Source organism: Ciceribacter sp. L1K23 (assembly GCF_018122705.1).
In the GTDB taxonomy this organism is placed as follows: Bacteria; Pseudomonadota; Alphaproteobacteria; order Rhizobiales; family Rhizobiaceae; genus Allorhizobium.
Genome location: NZ_JAGRRC010000001.1, coordinates 1,131,341 through 1,146,218 on the forward strand (window position 1 = coordinate 1,131,341; position 14,878 = coordinate 1,146,218).

Here is a 14,878-nt window from a genome sequence, read left to right on the forward strand (position 1 = left end):
TGCAAGTCGGCATGGAACATGGCGCGCGATTCGAAGCCATCATCCTGAAAATGAGATGACGATCAACCGGAGATTTTGCTCAGATCCTGACGATCGCGTGCCAGGCATAGCCGCGACCGATCCGGTCGAACTCCAGCAGCGCGCCGCGTTTTTCGGCGTTTGTCCGGATAACATGCTCCAGTTCCGCCCTTGGCGTCACATGAAAACGCGTGAGCCAGCGTATGAGCAGGTGATGGAACCAGCGCGGCAGGCCCTCCTGCTGGCCGAAATCGACAATGTGCAGCGATCCACCGGGGGCGAGGGCGGCCAGCGCGGCTTGGATCGCGCGCTCCCAGTCTGGGATCATCGACAATGCATAGGAGATCAATATCCGGTCGAAGCCATCGGTGCCAAAATCTGCGGGCGTGAAGCTCGTGGCGTCGGCCACGCGGAATTCGGGCGCTGTGGCCGCGGAGCGGAAATTCGCGCGTGCGGACGACAGCATTTCTTCGGAGATGTCGAGTCCGAAGAGGCGCGCCTCTGGATAGCGTTTATGCGCCAGCAGCAGGTTGCGACCCGTGCCGCAGCCCACCTCCAGGAGGGATGCGCTGGCTGGCACATCCAGTTTTTCAATCGCCCGGTCTCGGCCGAGAAGATAGTATTTGCGAGTGATGTCGTAGATGTGCCTCTGGTAGCGGTACATCCGGTCCATGCGTTCGGCATGGCCGTCCCCGGAGATGATCGAGCCGGTCGCCATCAGGCCTTCTTCTCGTATACGTGGAAGCCGCCATAAATCGCAGAGCGATCCTTGAGGTTCAGCGCATGCGAACGGTCGGCGTGATAGACCCATTGGTCGTGCAGGCTTTGCGGCAGTCGGCCGTCGAGGATGCTTTTTTCAGCGGCGGTGCGGAAGATCACCCGCGCGCCTGGCGCTGCGGTGCGGGTGATCTCGCCCCAGAGTTCTGAAAGCTGGCCATCCGTCATCCAGTCCTGCGCATCGAGCAGAACGTAGCGGTCGATGCTCGACGCCGCCTTGGTCGACAGCAGTTCGGTGAAGGTGGCGTGGTGAACGCTGACGCGGTCAACATTGGCGCGGATCGCTGCGTAGTGCTCCTGCTTCAGGTAGACGGGAAGGGTTCCTTCGCCGGCCTTCGGATAGCGGCGGGCAAAGGCCTGCCAGGCGAAGTAGTTGTCCTTGAGCGGAAAATGGCAGGCGAGCTTTTCCAGGCGGAGACGCAGAACAGGAGCGATGGTGCCACCGTCCGACAGGCTTGCGAGTTCGTCGTATTGCTGCGGCGGGATGCCAAGGCCGAACAGCGAGCTCTTGCGGCTCGTCAGCCATTTGACGAACGGCTTGTCGAACAGCGGCGCAATCGCGTCGTCGAAGAACTGCCGCTGTTCGCGCAGCGAGCGGGTCTTCGTGATATCCTCCAGCCGGATTCCATGAATACGGGCGAGCAAGTGGCCGGCGCCGATGAAGCGGCCGAGCAGGCCGGTGCGGTAGAAATTGCGGTTGAAGACGTCGATCCGCCGGCGACCGGATGCCGTCCTGCGGTTCCAGTAGGCGCGCGTAACCTCGTCCAGATGCCGCGCGATGTAGCGGTCGAAGGTTCGGCTATTGGTCGCCACTCCGTCGCTTGCCAGCATGCGGACGACAGAGCCGTGATCGGGTAGATGCCGGAAAGCCGCGAGCTTAAGCCGGTTGAGTGCGATGTGATTGGGGTTCAGGTCGACGACGTCGATGGCTGCGGGGCTGCGCGAAAGATAGGCCAGCATGTTGCAACCGCCGGAGCCGATCGTCACGAGACGATGACCTTCGCCGAGCTCCATCGCCTCCATGTCGACGTCCGGATCTTCCCAGATCTGCGGATAGACGAGGCCGGAGAACAGGAGGCCGAACAGACGCTCGGAAAATCCGTCCTTCGACAGCGCCTTGTGCTGGAGCAGGGCGCTTTTCAGCTTTCCGTTCTTGCGAAAGCCGGCAGCGGGTGCGAGGTCAGTCATCGATTCTGCCATCCCCTTTTACGGTTCGAAGGGCTCTAGACCCCTCCTGCTACAGTTTGATGACGGCCCCTTGGAAAACCGGGGATGCGGCCGCCGCGACAACCGACGGGGGTTTCATGCCGGGCCGTTTCCTGCTTGCATGGTAACGATGACAAAAAACGGGAGGCGCTTGATGCGGATTGTCGGAAAGCTGCTGCGAGGTCTCGCGATCGGTCTCGTGGTTCTGATCATCGCAGGTCTGGGCTGGCTGGTGGTCAGTCCTCCGAGCCTGCTTCTTGTCGGAACGGGCTACGCCGCCAAGATGGTCTGCTCGAATGTCTTCCTTGCCGGACGCGACGCGGAGTCGGTTCTGGCCGTCGACGTGCAGGCGCCGGGTCATCCGCTGTTGCGACTTGTGACGGTCAACGTCGATCGGGACGCCGGCACGGTGCGAGCCAGCATGCTCGGCTTCATCGCGCCGTCGCTGGCGGTCAATCGACCCGGCTTCGGCTGTGCCAACGTGGCCGACGGTGATGTTGAGCGTGCGCGTGACCTGCCGCCGAAAGATACTGTTTCCGCTATCTCCGACGGTGTGTGGCCTGAGGGAACCGATGTCACAGTCACTGATGCGCGTATCGCCTCCGTTCTTGTGGATGCCTCCCTGCAGGGCCCCGGCATGCGCGGCGTCGTTGTCGTTCAGGACGGCCGAATCCTCGGTGAAACCTATGGCGCCGGGTTCGGGCCAGACGTGCCACTGCTCGGCTGGTCGATGACGAAAACCGTCAATGCCGCAATTCTCGGCCGTCTCGTGCTTGAGGATCGGATGTCGCTCGACGAGAGCAATCTCTTCAGTAACTGGAAAGGCGATCCGCGTTCGGCGATTACAATCCGATCGCTGCTGGCGATGGAAGATGGCCTGCGCTTCAACGAACTCTATGGCGACGTTACCGATGTGACGCGGATGCTGTTCCTTGAACCTGACATGGCGGCTTTTGCCAGTGCCCGGCCAAAGGTCGAGGCCCCCGGAACCGCATTCAACTATTCCTCGGGAACCGCCGTCTTGTTGTCGCGTCTGTGGATGGACCGGATCGGCGACAGGCCCGAGGCTCTGGCCTATCCGGACGAAGCCCTGTTTCGTCCGCTCGGCATGACCAGCGCTGTCTTCGAGACAGATGCCCGAGGCACGTTCGTTGGCAGTTCCTACATGTATGCGACCCCGCGCGACTGGGCCAGGTTCGCACTCTTCCTGTTGCAGGACGGCATGTGGAACGGCGAACGGCTGCTGCCGGAGGGCTATGTCGCCGCCATGGCGGAGCCGACGGAAGCGTCAGGCGGACGCTATTCTCGAATGCAGACCTGGACGGTGGGACCGGGCTTTGATGCAAGGGAAGACTACGGATTGCCGCCCGACACGTTCTGGCTTCAGGGTCATGACGGACAAACCATCGCCATCGTGCCGAGCCTGCGACTGGCTGTTCTCAGAATGGGGCTCACGCCCTACAACAAGGGATACCGGCCTCAATTGCTGGTGAAGGCCGTCATTGATGCCCTGAACTGACGAGAGAGAGGTTACTGCACGAGGTGCAGCATGCCTTTCGCCTTGGCGTCGTAATAATAACCGCGGGCATAGAGCCGGATAGCGCTGTCCGCGTCCTTGTCGGCCACGAGCCATGCGCCCTTCAGGTATTTCGTCGCGTACTTGATATTCGCCTCGGCGTCGAACAGGCCGGAGGCCGGACCGTCGTAGCCCATGGACTTGGCCGTGTTGTAGCGGATCTGCATCAGGCCGTAGTTGCCCTTGCTGTATGCGGCGGGATTATAACGGCTTTCGCGATGCACGACCCGGTGAACCAGTGATTCGGGGACCTCATATAGCGCAGCGTATTTCTTGATCAGCGCGTTGAGAACGGTCGGGCCTGTCGTCGCCGGCTTGTCGAGAACCGGCGGCGGGCCTGGCGGTGTCACGTCATAGCTGTTTTCGAGCACGGAGAACGATGCGACCGCCGGCGTCGCCGCGTACGCGAGAGCGCCTCCCGCCGGCTTGGCGCTCGGTACGGCCGTCGCTGCTGTGGCAAGGGTGGTGGTGGCGGCGACATCGTCTGCCTCGTCCGGTCCGCCCGCTGGAGCCAGTGTCGTCACAAGCTCGGTCGAGGTCGTGGGCATGGCGGGCGCCTGAAGGGCAGCCTGTTCCTGTGCCTTGACAACGGCCTCCGCCTCGGCGGGCGTCGGCGGCACGCTTGATGCGGCCAGAGCCATGACCCGGAAGTTCGGAAGCGGTGCTGGTGTGTTCGTGCCGGGGATAACCGGTGCCGGCGTCGCCGTGGCAGGATCCTCGGGGGCAGGGGTGAGGGCGGCAATGAGCGCCTGATCGCTGCTGATGGGCGTTGCAACCTTCGGATTGGCCTTCAGTTCCTGTCGGGCCGCGTCTTCCATGCTCGAGCTGCATCCGCTGATGCCTGCGACGATAAGGGCGGCGGTCCCCAGCTTGAGGGCGATAGGTCTGCTAAAGGTCATGCCAACGTCCATTGTCCCCGTCATGATCCGAATCCCTTTTCGGTCCCGAATCCTGTCTCGTCGATTTTCACAATCCGGCGGCCAAATTGCGGCAAAAGCGGCGATGCGGAGGCAGTTATAAACCGAGGCGTACCATCGTCGCAAGCGTGCCGGGTCACGCGGCGATGCGGCGGTACCCTGCCGTAACGGCGCCAGCGGCAATCAGCAGCGTGCCGCCGGTGCGGTTGATCGCCTTGCGCACCGCCTTGCGGCGGATGTAAGCGCGCGCCTTTTCCGCGATTAAGGCGTAGGCAAGCGCGTTCGCCGCCGCGATGGTGAGGAAGGTGACTTCTAGGATCGCCATCTGCAGCGGGAACGGTCTTGCCGGATCGATGAACTGGGGCAGGAAGGCTACAAAGAAGATCAGGCTCTTCGGATTGAGCGCCGTCACGACGAAGGCGTGACCGAGGATTCGCAGCGGCTTTTCTTCGGGCAGGTTGTCGTTGTCTGCCAAAGGGCCGTCTCCGACCGGTGCGCGCCAGAGGCGAATGCCAAGGTAGACGAGATAGGCGCCGCCGATGATCCTGAGGATCGCATAGGCATCGGCGGAGGCCATCAGCAGCGCGCCGACACCGAGCATCGAGGCGGTCATCGCGACGAAATCGCCGAGGACCACACCCGTGACCGTGGCCGCCGCCGTCCGGCGACCGTGACCCAGAGCGTATGAGACCACCAACAGGATCGTCGGTCCCGGTATTGCAACCAGAACCGCCGAGGCCGCGACGAAGGCGATCCAGAGTTCAAACGACATATCCGCATCCTCCCGGTGAAAAGCAAAGACACCGATTGGGGGAGTCGTCAACGGGCCGGTTGGTATTTATGGCCCATGTAGTCCATCACTTCTTTGAACCAGGGCGTATCGAGGTCGAAAGGCTTGCCGCCCCTGATGCGCGGGAACTCGATTGTGCGCAGTCTTCCACCCTGGTCCTCGTCGTGGCCGGTGACGCCGGAAACCTTGTTGAGGCCGCTTTCGACTGCCAGGTCGACCATGCTCTGGATGAGGCGGAGGTCGTCGTAGTTCGCGGGCGCCGAGCGGGCATAGTAGCCCGATTTCTGAACCATCGACCGGTCTGCATCGAGCAGCTTGGCGAAGTGCTTCTGGAACCAGTTGCCGACATTGATCGTATCGAGCTTCACGTGGCCGAAGGCGTCACGCTTGATTTCCTCTCCGGCTGCCTCGCGATCGGCGACGATCTCGTCCATGCAGGCGCCTTCCGAGACGAACAGGGTGACGAAGCCGGTACGGTCCATGATGTCCTTCAGGCGCGCCGCCTCCGACTCCATGTCGAAATGCGTTTCCGGCAGGTAAAGCCCGTCGATGTTCTTGAGCTCCTCGTTCATCATGAAGTCCTCGATATACTCGTTGTGACGGGTGCGCTGCATGTAGGCACGGGCGGTCGCCGCCGTCAGCCAGCCGCAGTGGCGGCCCATGACCTCGTGGATGACGAGCGTGCGCGGCGAGGCGCTCTGTTCGTTGGAGACATGGTCGAAGAAGCGAGCGCCGACTTCCGCCGCCGTCCAGGCGCCGAGCGTCTGTCTGATGGGGTAGACGTCGTTGTCGACCGTCTTCGGCAGGCCGACGACGGTGAGGTTGTAGCCGTTGGCGCCCAGATAGGCGGCGAGATCGGCCGCCGTCGTGTTGGTGTCATCGCCACCGATCGTATGGAGAATCGTGACGCCGTCTGCAGCGAGCCGTTCGGCGGCGACGCGGAGCGGGTTTTCACCCTCCTTCACCAGGCCGCGCTTCACGCAGTCGGCGGCATTGGTCAGCTTCACGCGGCTGTTGCCGATCGGAGAGCCGCCATAACGATGCAGCAGATACGCCTTTTCACGCATCCCGCTGGTGATCTCGATCTTGTAGTCCATCAGCAGGCCGCGGAAGCCGGACTTGTAGGCGATGATGTCGATGTCGGGCGCGATATCGGTGTAGCGTTCGATCAGGCCGCCGACCGAGGACGAGAGACAGGGGGCGAGACCGCCGGCGGTCAGCATTGCAACTTTTTGTTTGGCCATCGAACTCTCCTGAAACACAAAGACATGCCGACAAGGGCTTTTCGGGCGAATGGATGCGACAGTTAAGGCGCATCTGTAAAGAAAATTTGTCAGGAAATTGAGGGCTTTCGGCCAATCCACAGAGATCGCGCGAATATAATCGTTTCAATTTTTCGCGGCGCACTCCTGGGTTGTCACGGTCTCATCATCGCTGCCTGGGTGTCGTGGTGGTGAGAGCGGCAGGCGAGGCTTCGCGTATACGTTGGCCCGTCTTTTCAAGGGGTGTTATCCATCCGGTAGGCAAGATGAATAAAGTTTAATGTCGCATCAGCCGTCTTCGCTTGCTTTTGGACGCGGTATTTGGTCATGCTGAATCATGATATTCGATTTCGCCTGTGAACAGATTCAATCCTTGTGGGACCGGCTTGTCGGCGTAGTCGCCGATACCGCCGGAAACGCACTGTCGGGCATGATAGAAGCCGTGCGAACTCTGTTCGAAGGCGATCCCGACACGCGGCGGCGCGTCGCATTCTCCGTGTCGATCATCGCGCTGTCTGCCAAGATGGCCAAGGCCGACGGAGTCGTGACCACGGCGGAGGTCGACGCCTTCCGGTCGATTTTTGACTATCCGCCGGAAGAGGCGCGCAACGTCGCTCGTCTCTACAATCTCGCCAAGCAGGACATCGCCGGTTACGAATCCTACGCCGAGCGGCTCGCCGCCATGTGCCGGACCTGCGAAAAGGCATGCCCGGTCCTCGAGGACATCATCGACGGTCTCTTCCATATCGCCAAGGCCGACGGAGCCGTGCATGAACGCGAACTGAGCTTCGTCAGCCGGATAGCCGAGATCTTCGGGATCGACGAGCAGCGCTTCGCCGACATCGTCGAACGCCACCTGCATCTAGAGGGCAACCCCTACCGGGTGCTCGGGGTCTCGCCTGAGGACGACTTCGCGGCGATCCGCAAGCGCTACAGGAGCCTTGCGGCGGAACATCATCCCGACCGCCTGCATGCGCGCGGCGTTCCGGTCGAGTTTCACGCCGTCGCCAACCAGCGCATGGCCGAATTCAACGCTGCCTACGCCGCGATCGAGAAAGAGCGCCGCGCCGCATGAAGCCATTCCAGCCGGATTTCAAGGGCGCGCGCGTTCAGGCGTCGCCCAATTGCGGTCCGCGCGTGGGTTGCGATGCACCCGATATCATCCTCCTGCACTATACCGGCATGCCGTCGGCTGAGGGCGCGCTGTCGTGGCTCTGCAATCCGGAGAGCGAGGTTTCCTCGCATTACTTCGTTCATGAAGACGGTCGGATCGTGCAACTCGTGCCCGAGGGGATGCGGGCCTGGCACGCCGGAAAAAGCTTCTGGGCGGGCGAAACCGACATCAATTCCCACTCCATTGGGATCGAGATCGCCAATGCGGGGCATCCGGCCGGCTTGCCGCCTTTTCCGGAAAAGCAGATCGCCGCGGTTGCCGAATTGTGTCGGGATTGCGGCGAGCGCTGGCAAATCCCGCCGGAGCGGGTGCTCGGGCACTCCGATGTGGCCCCTGTTCGCAAGGTCGATCCGGGCGAGAACTTCCCTTGGGGAAGTCTGTTTGCCGCCGGCGTCGGCCACTACGTCGATCCGGTTCCGGTCGGGGGTGGGCGGTTCTTCCAGCGCGGCGATCGCGGCCAGCCGGTCGAAGCCTTGCAGTCGATGCTGTCGCTCTATGGCTACAATGTTGAGATCACGGGTGAATTCTGCGCCGCGACCGAAGGCGTCGTTGCTGCGTTCCAGCGTCATTTCCGGCCGGAGCGCGTCGATGGCATAGCCGACATGTCGACCGTCGAAACGCTGCATCGTTTGTTGACGGCGCTACCGCGCTACCGTTGAGGCGAGGCGCCGCTTCGGATCCTCTCAGACGCGTTTTTCCCGCAGTGCCACAGGAATTCCTTAAATTCAGGGTCTAAAGGCCGCGCTGAAAGGCGGTCGGGCACCCGTGTTGGTCGCCACCGCATAACATCAACGAAAGGGCATCATCGGCCGGCTTCCCTACGGGACGCCGAACAAGAGAGCTTTGCCGAAAGCCTGAAAACACGCCCTTAAGGTTCGGAGACTGAATACCCACATGATCAGATTGATTGTTGCTGCTGCGGCAAGCATTGCCCTCGCCATGCCTCTATCCGGCACCGCCCTTGCCCGGGACAACGACAAGACCAAGGTTCATATCAAGCCGCTGTTCGGTTCGGAAAGCTCGAAGGACAAGGCCGCCAAGAAAGGCCCGTACGGCGACATCATCGCCAAGTATGCGAAGCAATACGGCGTGCCTGTCAGCCTTGCACATGCGGTCGTACGTATCGAGAGCAACTTCAATCCCAAGGCGCGGGGCAGCGCAGGCGAGGTTGGTCTCATGCAGATCAAGCCCGCCACAGCACGCTCCATGGGCTATAGCGGTTCCGTGAAGGGCCTCTACGATCCTGACACCAATATCCGCTTCGGCATGAAGTATCTCGCAGCCGCACACCAGCTCGGCGGGGGCGAAACCTGCAGGACCATCCTGAAATACAATGCCGGCCATGGCGCGAAGCGCATGAATCCGGTTTCGAAGCGCTACTGCGGCAAAGTTATGGCCCTGCTCGACTGACGACATTTCCCGGCTGCGCATCCGGTTTGCATTTGCCCGGATGCGCGCGGATTTCTATCGTGCTATCGCGATTTCCAGGACAACGGATGTTGGGAATCGATGACGGCACAGTTCAAATATATCATCATCGGCCGAGGCATGATGGGAAGCGCCGCGGCCAAGTATCTCGCCTGGCACAGCGAAGGCGTTGCCGTCATCGGCCCGTCCGAACCTGCCGATCCCGCCAGTCATGCCGGCGTTTTTGCCAGTCACTACGATGAGGCGCGCATCACCCGCACGATCGACCAGAGCCCCGTCTGGGCCCTGCTCGCCAACCGCTCCATCGCCCGATACGACGCAATCGCAAGCGAGAGCGGCATCGATTTCTACGTCGAGGCCGGTTGCCTTGTCGTCGGACCAAAGCGGGGTGGCAGCGATCCCTATGTCGAGCGCGTCTGGGATGCAGCGCAAACGCTTGGAGTCGCGGCCACACTTCTGGATGCATCGACGCTTGCGACACGATTTCCCTATTTCCGTTTCGGCCATGCCTGCGAAGGTGTTCACGAGGCGTCGAACGCCGGCTACGTCAATCCGCGTCGGCTGGTCGAGGCGCAGTCGCGGCTGGCAGAAAAGGCTGGCGCGACCCTGATTTCCGAAACGGTCGTGTCCGTGCGGGAGGAGGGCAGTCTCGTTGTTGTTTCCACCGATAGCGGCGCTTCCTATACGGCGGAGAAGGTGCTCGTGGCCGCCGGCGGCTTCTCGATCGCCGAAAGGCTGCTGCCGCGTCGGCTCGATCTCAGCGTCTACGCGCGCACCGTTGCCTTCTTCGAAATCACGCCTGAAAGAAGCGATCTGTTCGAGGGCATGCCGTCGCTGATCCACCAGCCGGACGACCCCTCCGAGCACATCTATCTCCTGCCGCCGGTTCGTTATCCGGACGGCAAGGTCTATCTGAAGATCGGCGGTGATCCGGATGATCTGCGGCTTTCGAACGAGCCCGATGTGCGGGTGTGGTTCCGCAGTGGCGGGAGGGTGGGCACGCGCGATCACCTCAAGCGCATTATCGACCGTCTTGTTCCCGATCTCGCGCATGTTCCGCCGACCATGGCTGCCTGTGTGACCTCGTTCACGCCGAGCGGCTATCCCGCGGTTGATTTCGCCAGCGAGCGGATCGGCGTGCTTACCGGTGGCTGCGGTGCGGCGGCCAAGAGTTCCGACGAGATCGGGCGGCTTGGCGCGGGGCTGCTGCTCGAAGGACGCTCGGGCGGAGACTACGGGGTGGAGTTTAACGCCACGTTCGTCTGATCGACGTGTCGCCGTTCGTCTCCCGGGGAGAATTTGTTGGCATTCGCGAACCGTCTCCGCTAAGGAGCCCCTGCCAGTCGGCCGGGCAGCCGCGCTCCACCAATGCCGAAAGGCGGTGGGGTGAGGAAAGTCCGGGCTCCACGGAAACACGGTGCCGGATAACGTCCGGCGAGGGCGACCTCAGGGAAAGTGCCACAGAAAGCAAACCGCCCCGTCTTCGGGGTAAGGGTGAAAGGGTGGGGTAAGAGCCCACCGCGGACCTGGCGACAGGGACGGCATGGTAAACCCCACCGGGAGCAAGACCGAATAGGGATGACGCGGCGCGGGGCAACCCGAGCCAGCCGGTTTCCGGGCCAGTCATCCGGGTGGGTTGCACGAGGCAGCGCGCAAGTGCTGTCCCAGATGAATGGCTGCCACGTTCCGGGAAACCGGGGCCATACAGAACCCGGCTTACAGGCCGACTGGCGATCACCTTCCAGAGCTTCGCGCGAGTGAAGAAAAATCTCGTAAATATCTGAAAATAAATACTTATTTCTCTTCTCGGGCGCTCTCTCGATTGGGCGAGTCGATGGTGTTTCCTAACCTTTCGTTAAGCTTAACCGGATATAAATGATTGATCGACGAAGGTCGGGAATCGAGTTCCGTCCCATTGACGCCCATATTGTCCCATGGTATCCCATAATCACGCCACGCAAGGGCCGATGAAGGTTCGTATTTCTCAAGGGCGAGAGCGGTCGTTCCGGTCGCATTCCGGTGTTTTTGCCGGGTCTTTTCGCTCCTCGGTGGCATGTCGATTTGTTGGGTTTACCGGGCGGGTTTTCCGCCTTCTGCCGATAGGGGCGGCTTCTGGTTTTCATGAACCGCTTCTTGTCCAATGCAACGAACAGGATCGATGCGAAGGGCCGGGTCTCCGTGCCTGCGCCGTTTCGTGCCGTCCTGATGGCGAAGGAGGTCCAGGATCTCTATTGCCTGCAGGACTTCGTCTTTCCGGCGATCACTGTGGGTGGTCCGGACCTGTTCGAACGGTACGAGCGGCAGCTTGCCCAGCTCGATCCGTTTTCGCAGGAGGCGAACGATCTGTCGCTTCTCGTGCATGGCGGTGGCGTTCATATGCGGCTGGACGGCGAAGGCCGGTTGATGGTCACGGATTTTATCCGCGATTTCACCGGAATCACTTCGGAAGTGACCTTTGTCGGACGGTCGGATTGTTTTCAGCTTTGGCGGCCCGATGCGTTTCAGACGGCGCAGACGGCGGCGAGGGAGGGGCGCAAGCCGAGAGGCTAGCGGCCCCTGCAGGACGAGGAAACGGAATGATGGCGAATCCTGGCGGAGGTTCAGCTGAAGCCGGAGGCGGACCGGTTCGCCACATTCCGGTTCTTCTTTCAGAGGTTCTCGCGGCGCTTGCGCCCGAAGCGGGGCAGGTCGTTCTTGACGGTACGTTCGGCGCCGGCGGCTACACCTCGGCCATTCTGGAAAAAGGTGCCGATGTCATCGCGCTCGACCGCGACCCGACCGCGATTGTCGCCGGTCAGGCGCTTGTTGCGAGCTATGGTGGCCGGTTGAAGCTCATCCATTCGGAATTTTCCCGTCTTTCCGAGCATGCCCCTGATGGCGGCCTTGATGGCGTCGTGCTCGACATCGGCGTTTCCTCCATGCAGATCGATGAGGCAGAGCGCGGCTTCTCGTTTCAGAAGAACGGTCCGCTCGATATGCGCATGTCGGCCTCGGGGGTCTCTGCTGCCGACGTCGTCAATCGCGCCAAGGTCTCCGATCTCACCCGCATCTTCGGGTTTCTCGGCGAGGAGAAGCAAGCGGGCCGAATCGCCCGCGCGATCGAGAAGCAGCGGCTGAAAGAGCCCTTCCGCACGACCCGCGATCTTGCCGGACTTATCGAGATCGTCACCCCGCGCAAGATGACCGACCGCATCCATCCCGCGACGCGCGTATTCCAGGCGTTGCGCATCTTCGTCAACGACGAGTTGGGCGAGCTTGCCAAGGCGCTGTTTGCTGCCGAGCAGGTTCTCAAGCCAGGCGGTCGCCTTGTCGTCGTGACCTTCCATTCGCTGGAGGATCGCATCGTGAAGAAGTTTTTCTCCGAGCGCTCCGGCAAGAGCGGCGGATCGCGGCACATGCCGATGGCGGCAGTTGCCCCGGCGATCTTCGAACCGCTCGGCAAGGGCATGGTGTCCGCAAGCGAGGAGGAGGCCGAGGCCAATCCCCGTGCGCGCTCGGCCAAGCTGCGGGCCGGCATCCGCACCGCTGCGCCGGCTCCCAAGGCCGACATGGCCATATTCGACCTTCCGGCTCTGGCGAGCCTCGAGCGATTGGGAGGCTGACATGCTGCGCACCTTCGACCTCATCATGATCGGCGCCATGGTCGCCACCGCGACGGTCACCTACAAGATCAAGCATCACGCCGAGGAAAAGCTGGAAGAGGTTCGCCGTATCGAGGCCGAGATCAAGCTGGAGCACGACACGATCGACCTGCTCAAGGCGGACTGGGCCCTGCTGACGCAGCCGAACAGGCTGGACCGTCTTGTCCAGGTCTATGGCGATGAGCTGAAGCTTCAGCCGACGGAGTCGACGCAGCTGGCGCGTCCGGCGGAACTCCCGATGCTTCGTTCGCAGCTTCCGCAGCCCGAAGTGGCCGAAGAGGACGGACTTTCGGTGACGGATATTATCAAAACAGGTTCGGTGAAGCCCTGATGTCATTTTTGTCACGGATCATGCTTCTGAAAAGCCAGGCCCATTTCTCGGCCAACAGCCAGAGGGTCGGTGTCTCGCTCAACACCGGAACCTTCAAGGGTACGGGCAAGCGAAAGGCGGAACTGGCCCGCAAGCGCGTCGGCCTGATGATGGCCGGCTTCGTCGCCTTCTACGCAGTTATCGGCGGCCGCCTCGTGCAATATGGCTATGCTCATCCGGAGGTCGTCTCCTCCATCCTGCCGGCCGACCGTCTGATGGCGTCGCGCCCCGATATCCTGGATCGCAATGGCGAGGTTCTGGCGACCGACATCCGCACCGTCTCATTGTTCGCTGAGCCTCACAAGATCGTCGATCCGGATGAAGCGGTCGAGAAGCTCGCGACAGTCCTGACGGACCTCGACATCAAGGGCACCTATCGCAAGCTCTCCAATCCGCGCTCGCATTTCCAGTGGCTGCGGCGCCAGCTGACGCCGAAGCAGCAGAGCCAGATTCTCGCGCTCGGCATTCCCGGCATCGGCTTCCGGCCGGAAAAGCGCCGTTTCTATCCCGGCGGACCGACGGCGGCCCATATCGTCGGCTTCGTCAATATCGACAATCGCGGCATGGCGGGCATGGAACGCTATATTGACCAGCAAGGCCTTGCCGATCTCGCCGCAGCGGGGTTGACCAGCAATGCTCCGCTCGAGCCGGTCCGGCTTTCCATCGATCTGAGGGTGCAGAACATCGTTCGCGAGGTGCTAGTCAACGCCGTTTCGAAATACGGAGCCCTCGGCGCCGGTGCGGTCATCCTCGACGCGCATACCGGCGAAGTCATCGCCATGGGATCGGTTCCGGATTTCGACCCGAACAATCCGACCGTCGGCGCCAAGGAGGGCTGGCTGAACCGTATGTCGAACGGCACGTTCGAGATGGGGTCGACCTTCAAGGCTTTCACGACGGCGATGGCACTCGACTCGGGTAAGGTGACGCTCCAGTCGAGCTTCGATGCACGCTATCCGATCCGCATTGGCGGTTTCACGATCAAGGACTTTCATGGCAAGGGACGCGTCCTGACCGTTCCGGAAATCTTCCAGTATTCATCGAACATCGGGACCGCCCGCATGGCGGAATCGGTCGGTATCGCAGCCCACAAAGAGTTTCTGACGCGGATCGGTCTGCTGACCAAGATGGACACGGAGATTCCCGAAGTCGCGACGCCGACGCAGCCGCGCGAGTGGAAGCTGATCAACTCGGTCACGATCTCGTTCGGACATGGTGTCTCGACGACGCCATTGCAGACGGCTGTCGCGGTTTCGGCCCTTGTCAACGGTGGCAAGCTCATTCCACCGACGTTTCTCCCGCGTTCTCGCGAGGAGGCCGATACACTCGCTCAGGTGGTCATGAAGCCATCGACCAGCGACGACATGCGCTTCCTGTTCGAATGGAACGGAACGCAGGGCTCCGGTCGTCGTGCCCGCGTCGAAGGCTTCGACGTTGGCGGCAAGACCGGGACCGCCGAAAAGGTTGTGAACGGCCGCTATTCGAGCGACAAGAACTTCAATGCCTTCATCGCTGCCTTCCCGATTTCCGACCCAAAATACGTGGTGATGACCTTCGTCGACGAGCCCAAGACGGGTGACGACAATGGCGGTCCAACCGCCGGCTATACCGCCGCGCCGGTGACGAAGGATCTCATTCGCAGAAGCGCCGCAATTCTCGGTGTAGAACCCAGTTTTGGCGAAGATGGCTCGTCCATGCTTGTGTCTTACTGAGTGAACA

At 61.7% G+C, this 14,878-nt stretch carries 13 protein-coding genes, 1 other RNA gene and 1 pseudogene; 10 read left to right on the forward strand and 5 right to left on the reverse strand.

All coding sequences use genetic code 11. The features are described from left to right. Window positions 1–79: 79 nt before the first annotated feature. A complete protein-coding gene (locus J5J10_RS05170; protein WP_211929099.1) occupies window positions 80–736 on the reverse strand; it encodes a class I SAM-dependent methyltransferase in 657 nt (218 codons plus the stop codon). Further along, the gene (locus J5J10_RS05175) at window positions 736–1,983 is read right to left on the reverse strand and encodes a DUF3419 family protein (protein WP_211929100.1); all 1,248 of its coding nucleotides are present in this window, start codon (window positions 1,981–1,983) and stop codon (window positions 736–738) included. The genes J5J10_RS05170 and J5J10_RS05175 overlap by 1 nt, the downstream gene beginning before the upstream one ends. Before the next feature lie 172 nt (window positions 1,984–2,155). On the opposite strand from J5J10_RS05175, the gene J5J10_RS05180 reads away from it, so the two are divergent. Then, window positions 2,156–3,520 (forward strand): serine hydrolase, encoded by a 1,365-nt coding sequence (locus J5J10_RS05180; protein ID WP_211929101.1) that lies wholly within the window; start codon window positions 2,156–2,158, stop codon window positions 3,518–3,520. An 11-nt stretch (window positions 3,521–3,531) separates the two neighbouring features. On the opposite strand, the gene J5J10_RS05185 is transcribed toward J5J10_RS05180, so the two are convergent. The 3 genes from J5J10_RS05185 to J5J10_RS05195 form a co-directional block, all read right to left on the reverse strand. Beyond that, entirely contained in the window at window positions 3,532–4,476 is a 945-nt protein-coding gene (locus tag J5J10_RS05185; RefSeq protein WP_249116679.1) for a lytic transglycosylase domain-containing protein, read from the reverse strand. 154 nt (window positions 4,477–4,630) lie between these two features. Further along, window positions 4,631–5,266, reverse strand: a complete 636-nt coding sequence (locus tag J5J10_RS05190) for a LysE family translocator (RefSeq protein WP_211929102.1) — start codon at window positions 5,264–5,266, stop codon at window positions 4,631–4,633. Between the two features lie 47 nt (window positions 5,267–5,313). Next, complete coding sequence (locus J5J10_RS05195; RefSeq protein ID WP_211929103.1) at window positions 5,314–6,528, reverse strand: pyrophosphate--fructose-6-phosphate 1-phosphotransferase; 1,215 nt, start codon at window positions 6,526–6,528, stop codon at window positions 5,314–5,316. 355 nt (window positions 6,529–6,883) lie between these two features. Between J5J10_RS05195 and J5J10_RS05200 the strand changes: the two genes are divergently transcribed. The 9 genes and pseudogenes from J5J10_RS05200 (at window position 6,884) to J5J10_RS05240 (ending at window position 14,871) form a co-directional block, all read left to right on the forward strand. Next, complete coding sequence (locus J5J10_RS05200) at window positions 6,884–7,621, forward strand: DnaJ family molecular chaperone (protein ID WP_211929104.1); 738 nt, start codon at window positions 6,884–6,886, stop codon at window positions 7,619–7,621. Then, entirely contained in the window at window positions 7,618–8,379 is a 762-nt protein-coding gene (locus tag J5J10_RS05205) for an N-acetylmuramoyl-L-alanine amidase (protein WP_211929105.1), read from the forward strand. The genes J5J10_RS05200 and J5J10_RS05205 overlap by 4 nt, the downstream gene beginning before the upstream one ends. A gap of 235 nt (window positions 8,380–8,614) precedes the next feature. Continuing rightward, window positions 8,615–9,130 carry a lytic transglycosylase domain-containing protein gene (locus tag J5J10_RS05210; RefSeq protein WP_208551498.1) on the forward strand — a complete coding sequence of 172 codons (516 nt, stop codon included), beginning with the start codon at window positions 8,615–8,617 and terminating at the stop codon, window positions 9,128–9,130. 99 nt (window positions 9,131–9,229) lie between these two features. Further along, the gene (locus J5J10_RS05215; protein WP_211929106.1) at window positions 9,230–10,414 is read left to right on the forward strand and encodes an FAD-dependent oxidoreductase; all 1,185 of its coding nucleotides are present in this window, start codon (window positions 9,230–9,232) and stop codon (window positions 10,412–10,414) included. Between the two features lie 73 nt (window positions 10,415–10,487). Continuing rightward, window positions 10,488–10,883, forward strand: an RNA gene (gene rnpB, locus J5J10_RS05220) — RNase P RNA component class A. A 386-nt stretch (window positions 10,884–11,269) separates the two neighbouring features. After that, complete coding sequence (gene mraZ, locus J5J10_RS05225) at window positions 11,270–11,698, forward strand: division/cell wall cluster transcriptional repressor MraZ (protein WP_208551496.1); 429 nt, start codon at window positions 11,270–11,272, stop codon at window positions 11,696–11,698. 26 nt (window positions 11,699–11,724) lie between these two features. Then, window positions 11,725–12,750, forward strand: coding sequence for a 16S rRNA (cytosine(1402)-N(4))-methyltransferase RsmH (gene rsmH, locus J5J10_RS05230; RefSeq protein ID WP_211929107.1), 1,026 nt, complete (start codon window positions 11,725–11,727; stop codon window positions 12,748–12,750). A 1-nt stretch (window position 12,751) separates the two neighbouring features. After that, window positions 12,752–13,096, forward strand: a pseudogene (locus J5J10_RS05235) (hypothetical protein); the annotation flags it as partial. Window positions 13,097–13,119: 23 nt separating this feature from the next. Next, a complete protein-coding gene (locus J5J10_RS05240; protein WP_208551493.1) occupies window positions 13,120–14,871 on the forward strand; it encodes a penicillin-binding protein 2 in 1,752 nt (583 codons plus the stop codon). Window positions 14,872–14,878 lie beyond the last annotated feature (7 nt).

Excerpts from the sequence above, each read along its gene's own strand:
- rsmH (WP_211929107.1), top strand. The coding sequence starts at position 11,725 with ATGATGGCGAATCCTGGCGGAGGTTCAGCTGAAGCCGGAGGCGGACCG.
- J5J10_RS05240 (WP_208551493.1), top strand. The coding sequence starts at position 13,120 with ATGTCATTTTTGTCACGGATCATGCTTCTGAAAAGCCAGGCCCATTTC.
- mraZ (WP_208551496.1), top strand. The coding sequence starts at position 11,270 with ATGAACCGCTTCTTGTCCAATGCAACGAACAGGATCGATGCGAAGGGC.
- J5J10_RS05210 (WP_208551498.1), top strand. The coding sequence starts at position 8,615 with ATGATCAGATTGATTGTTGCTGCTGCGGCAAGCATTGCCCTCGCCATG.
- J5J10_RS05200 (WP_211929104.1), top strand. The coding sequence starts at position 6,884 with ATGATATTCGATTTCGCCTGTGAACAGATTCAATCCTTGTGGGACCGG.
- J5J10_RS05205 (WP_211929105.1), top strand. The coding sequence starts at position 7,618 with ATGAAGCCATTCCAGCCGGATTTCAAGGGCGCGCGCGTTCAGGCGTCG.
- J5J10_RS05190 (WP_211929102.1), bottom strand. The coding sequence starts at position 5,266 with ATGTCGTTTGAACTCTGGATCGCCTTCGTCGCGGCCTCGGCGGTTCTG.
- J5J10_RS05180 (WP_211929101.1), top strand. The coding sequence starts at position 2,156 with ATGCGGATTGTCGGAAAGCTGCTGCGAGGTCTCGCGATCGGTCTCGTG.
- J5J10_RS05215 (WP_211929106.1), top strand. The coding sequence starts at position 9,230 with ATGACGGCACAGTTCAAATATATCATCATCGGCCGAGGCATGATGGGA.
- J5J10_RS05185 (WP_249116679.1), bottom strand. The coding sequence starts at position 4,476 with ATGACCTTTAGCAGACCTATCGCCCTCAAGCTGGGGACCGCCGCCCTT.
- J5J10_RS05195 (WP_211929103.1), bottom strand. The coding sequence starts at position 6,528 with ATGGCCAAACAAAAAGTTGCAATGCTGACCGCCGGCGGTCTCGCCCCC.
- J5J10_RS05170 (WP_211929099.1), bottom strand. The coding sequence starts at position 736 with ATGGCGACCGGCTCGATCATCTCCGGGGACGGCCATGCCGAACGCATG.
- J5J10_RS05175 (WP_211929100.1), bottom strand. The coding sequence starts at position 1,983 with ATGACTGACCTCGCACCCGCTGCCGGCTTTCGCAAGAACGGAAAGCTG.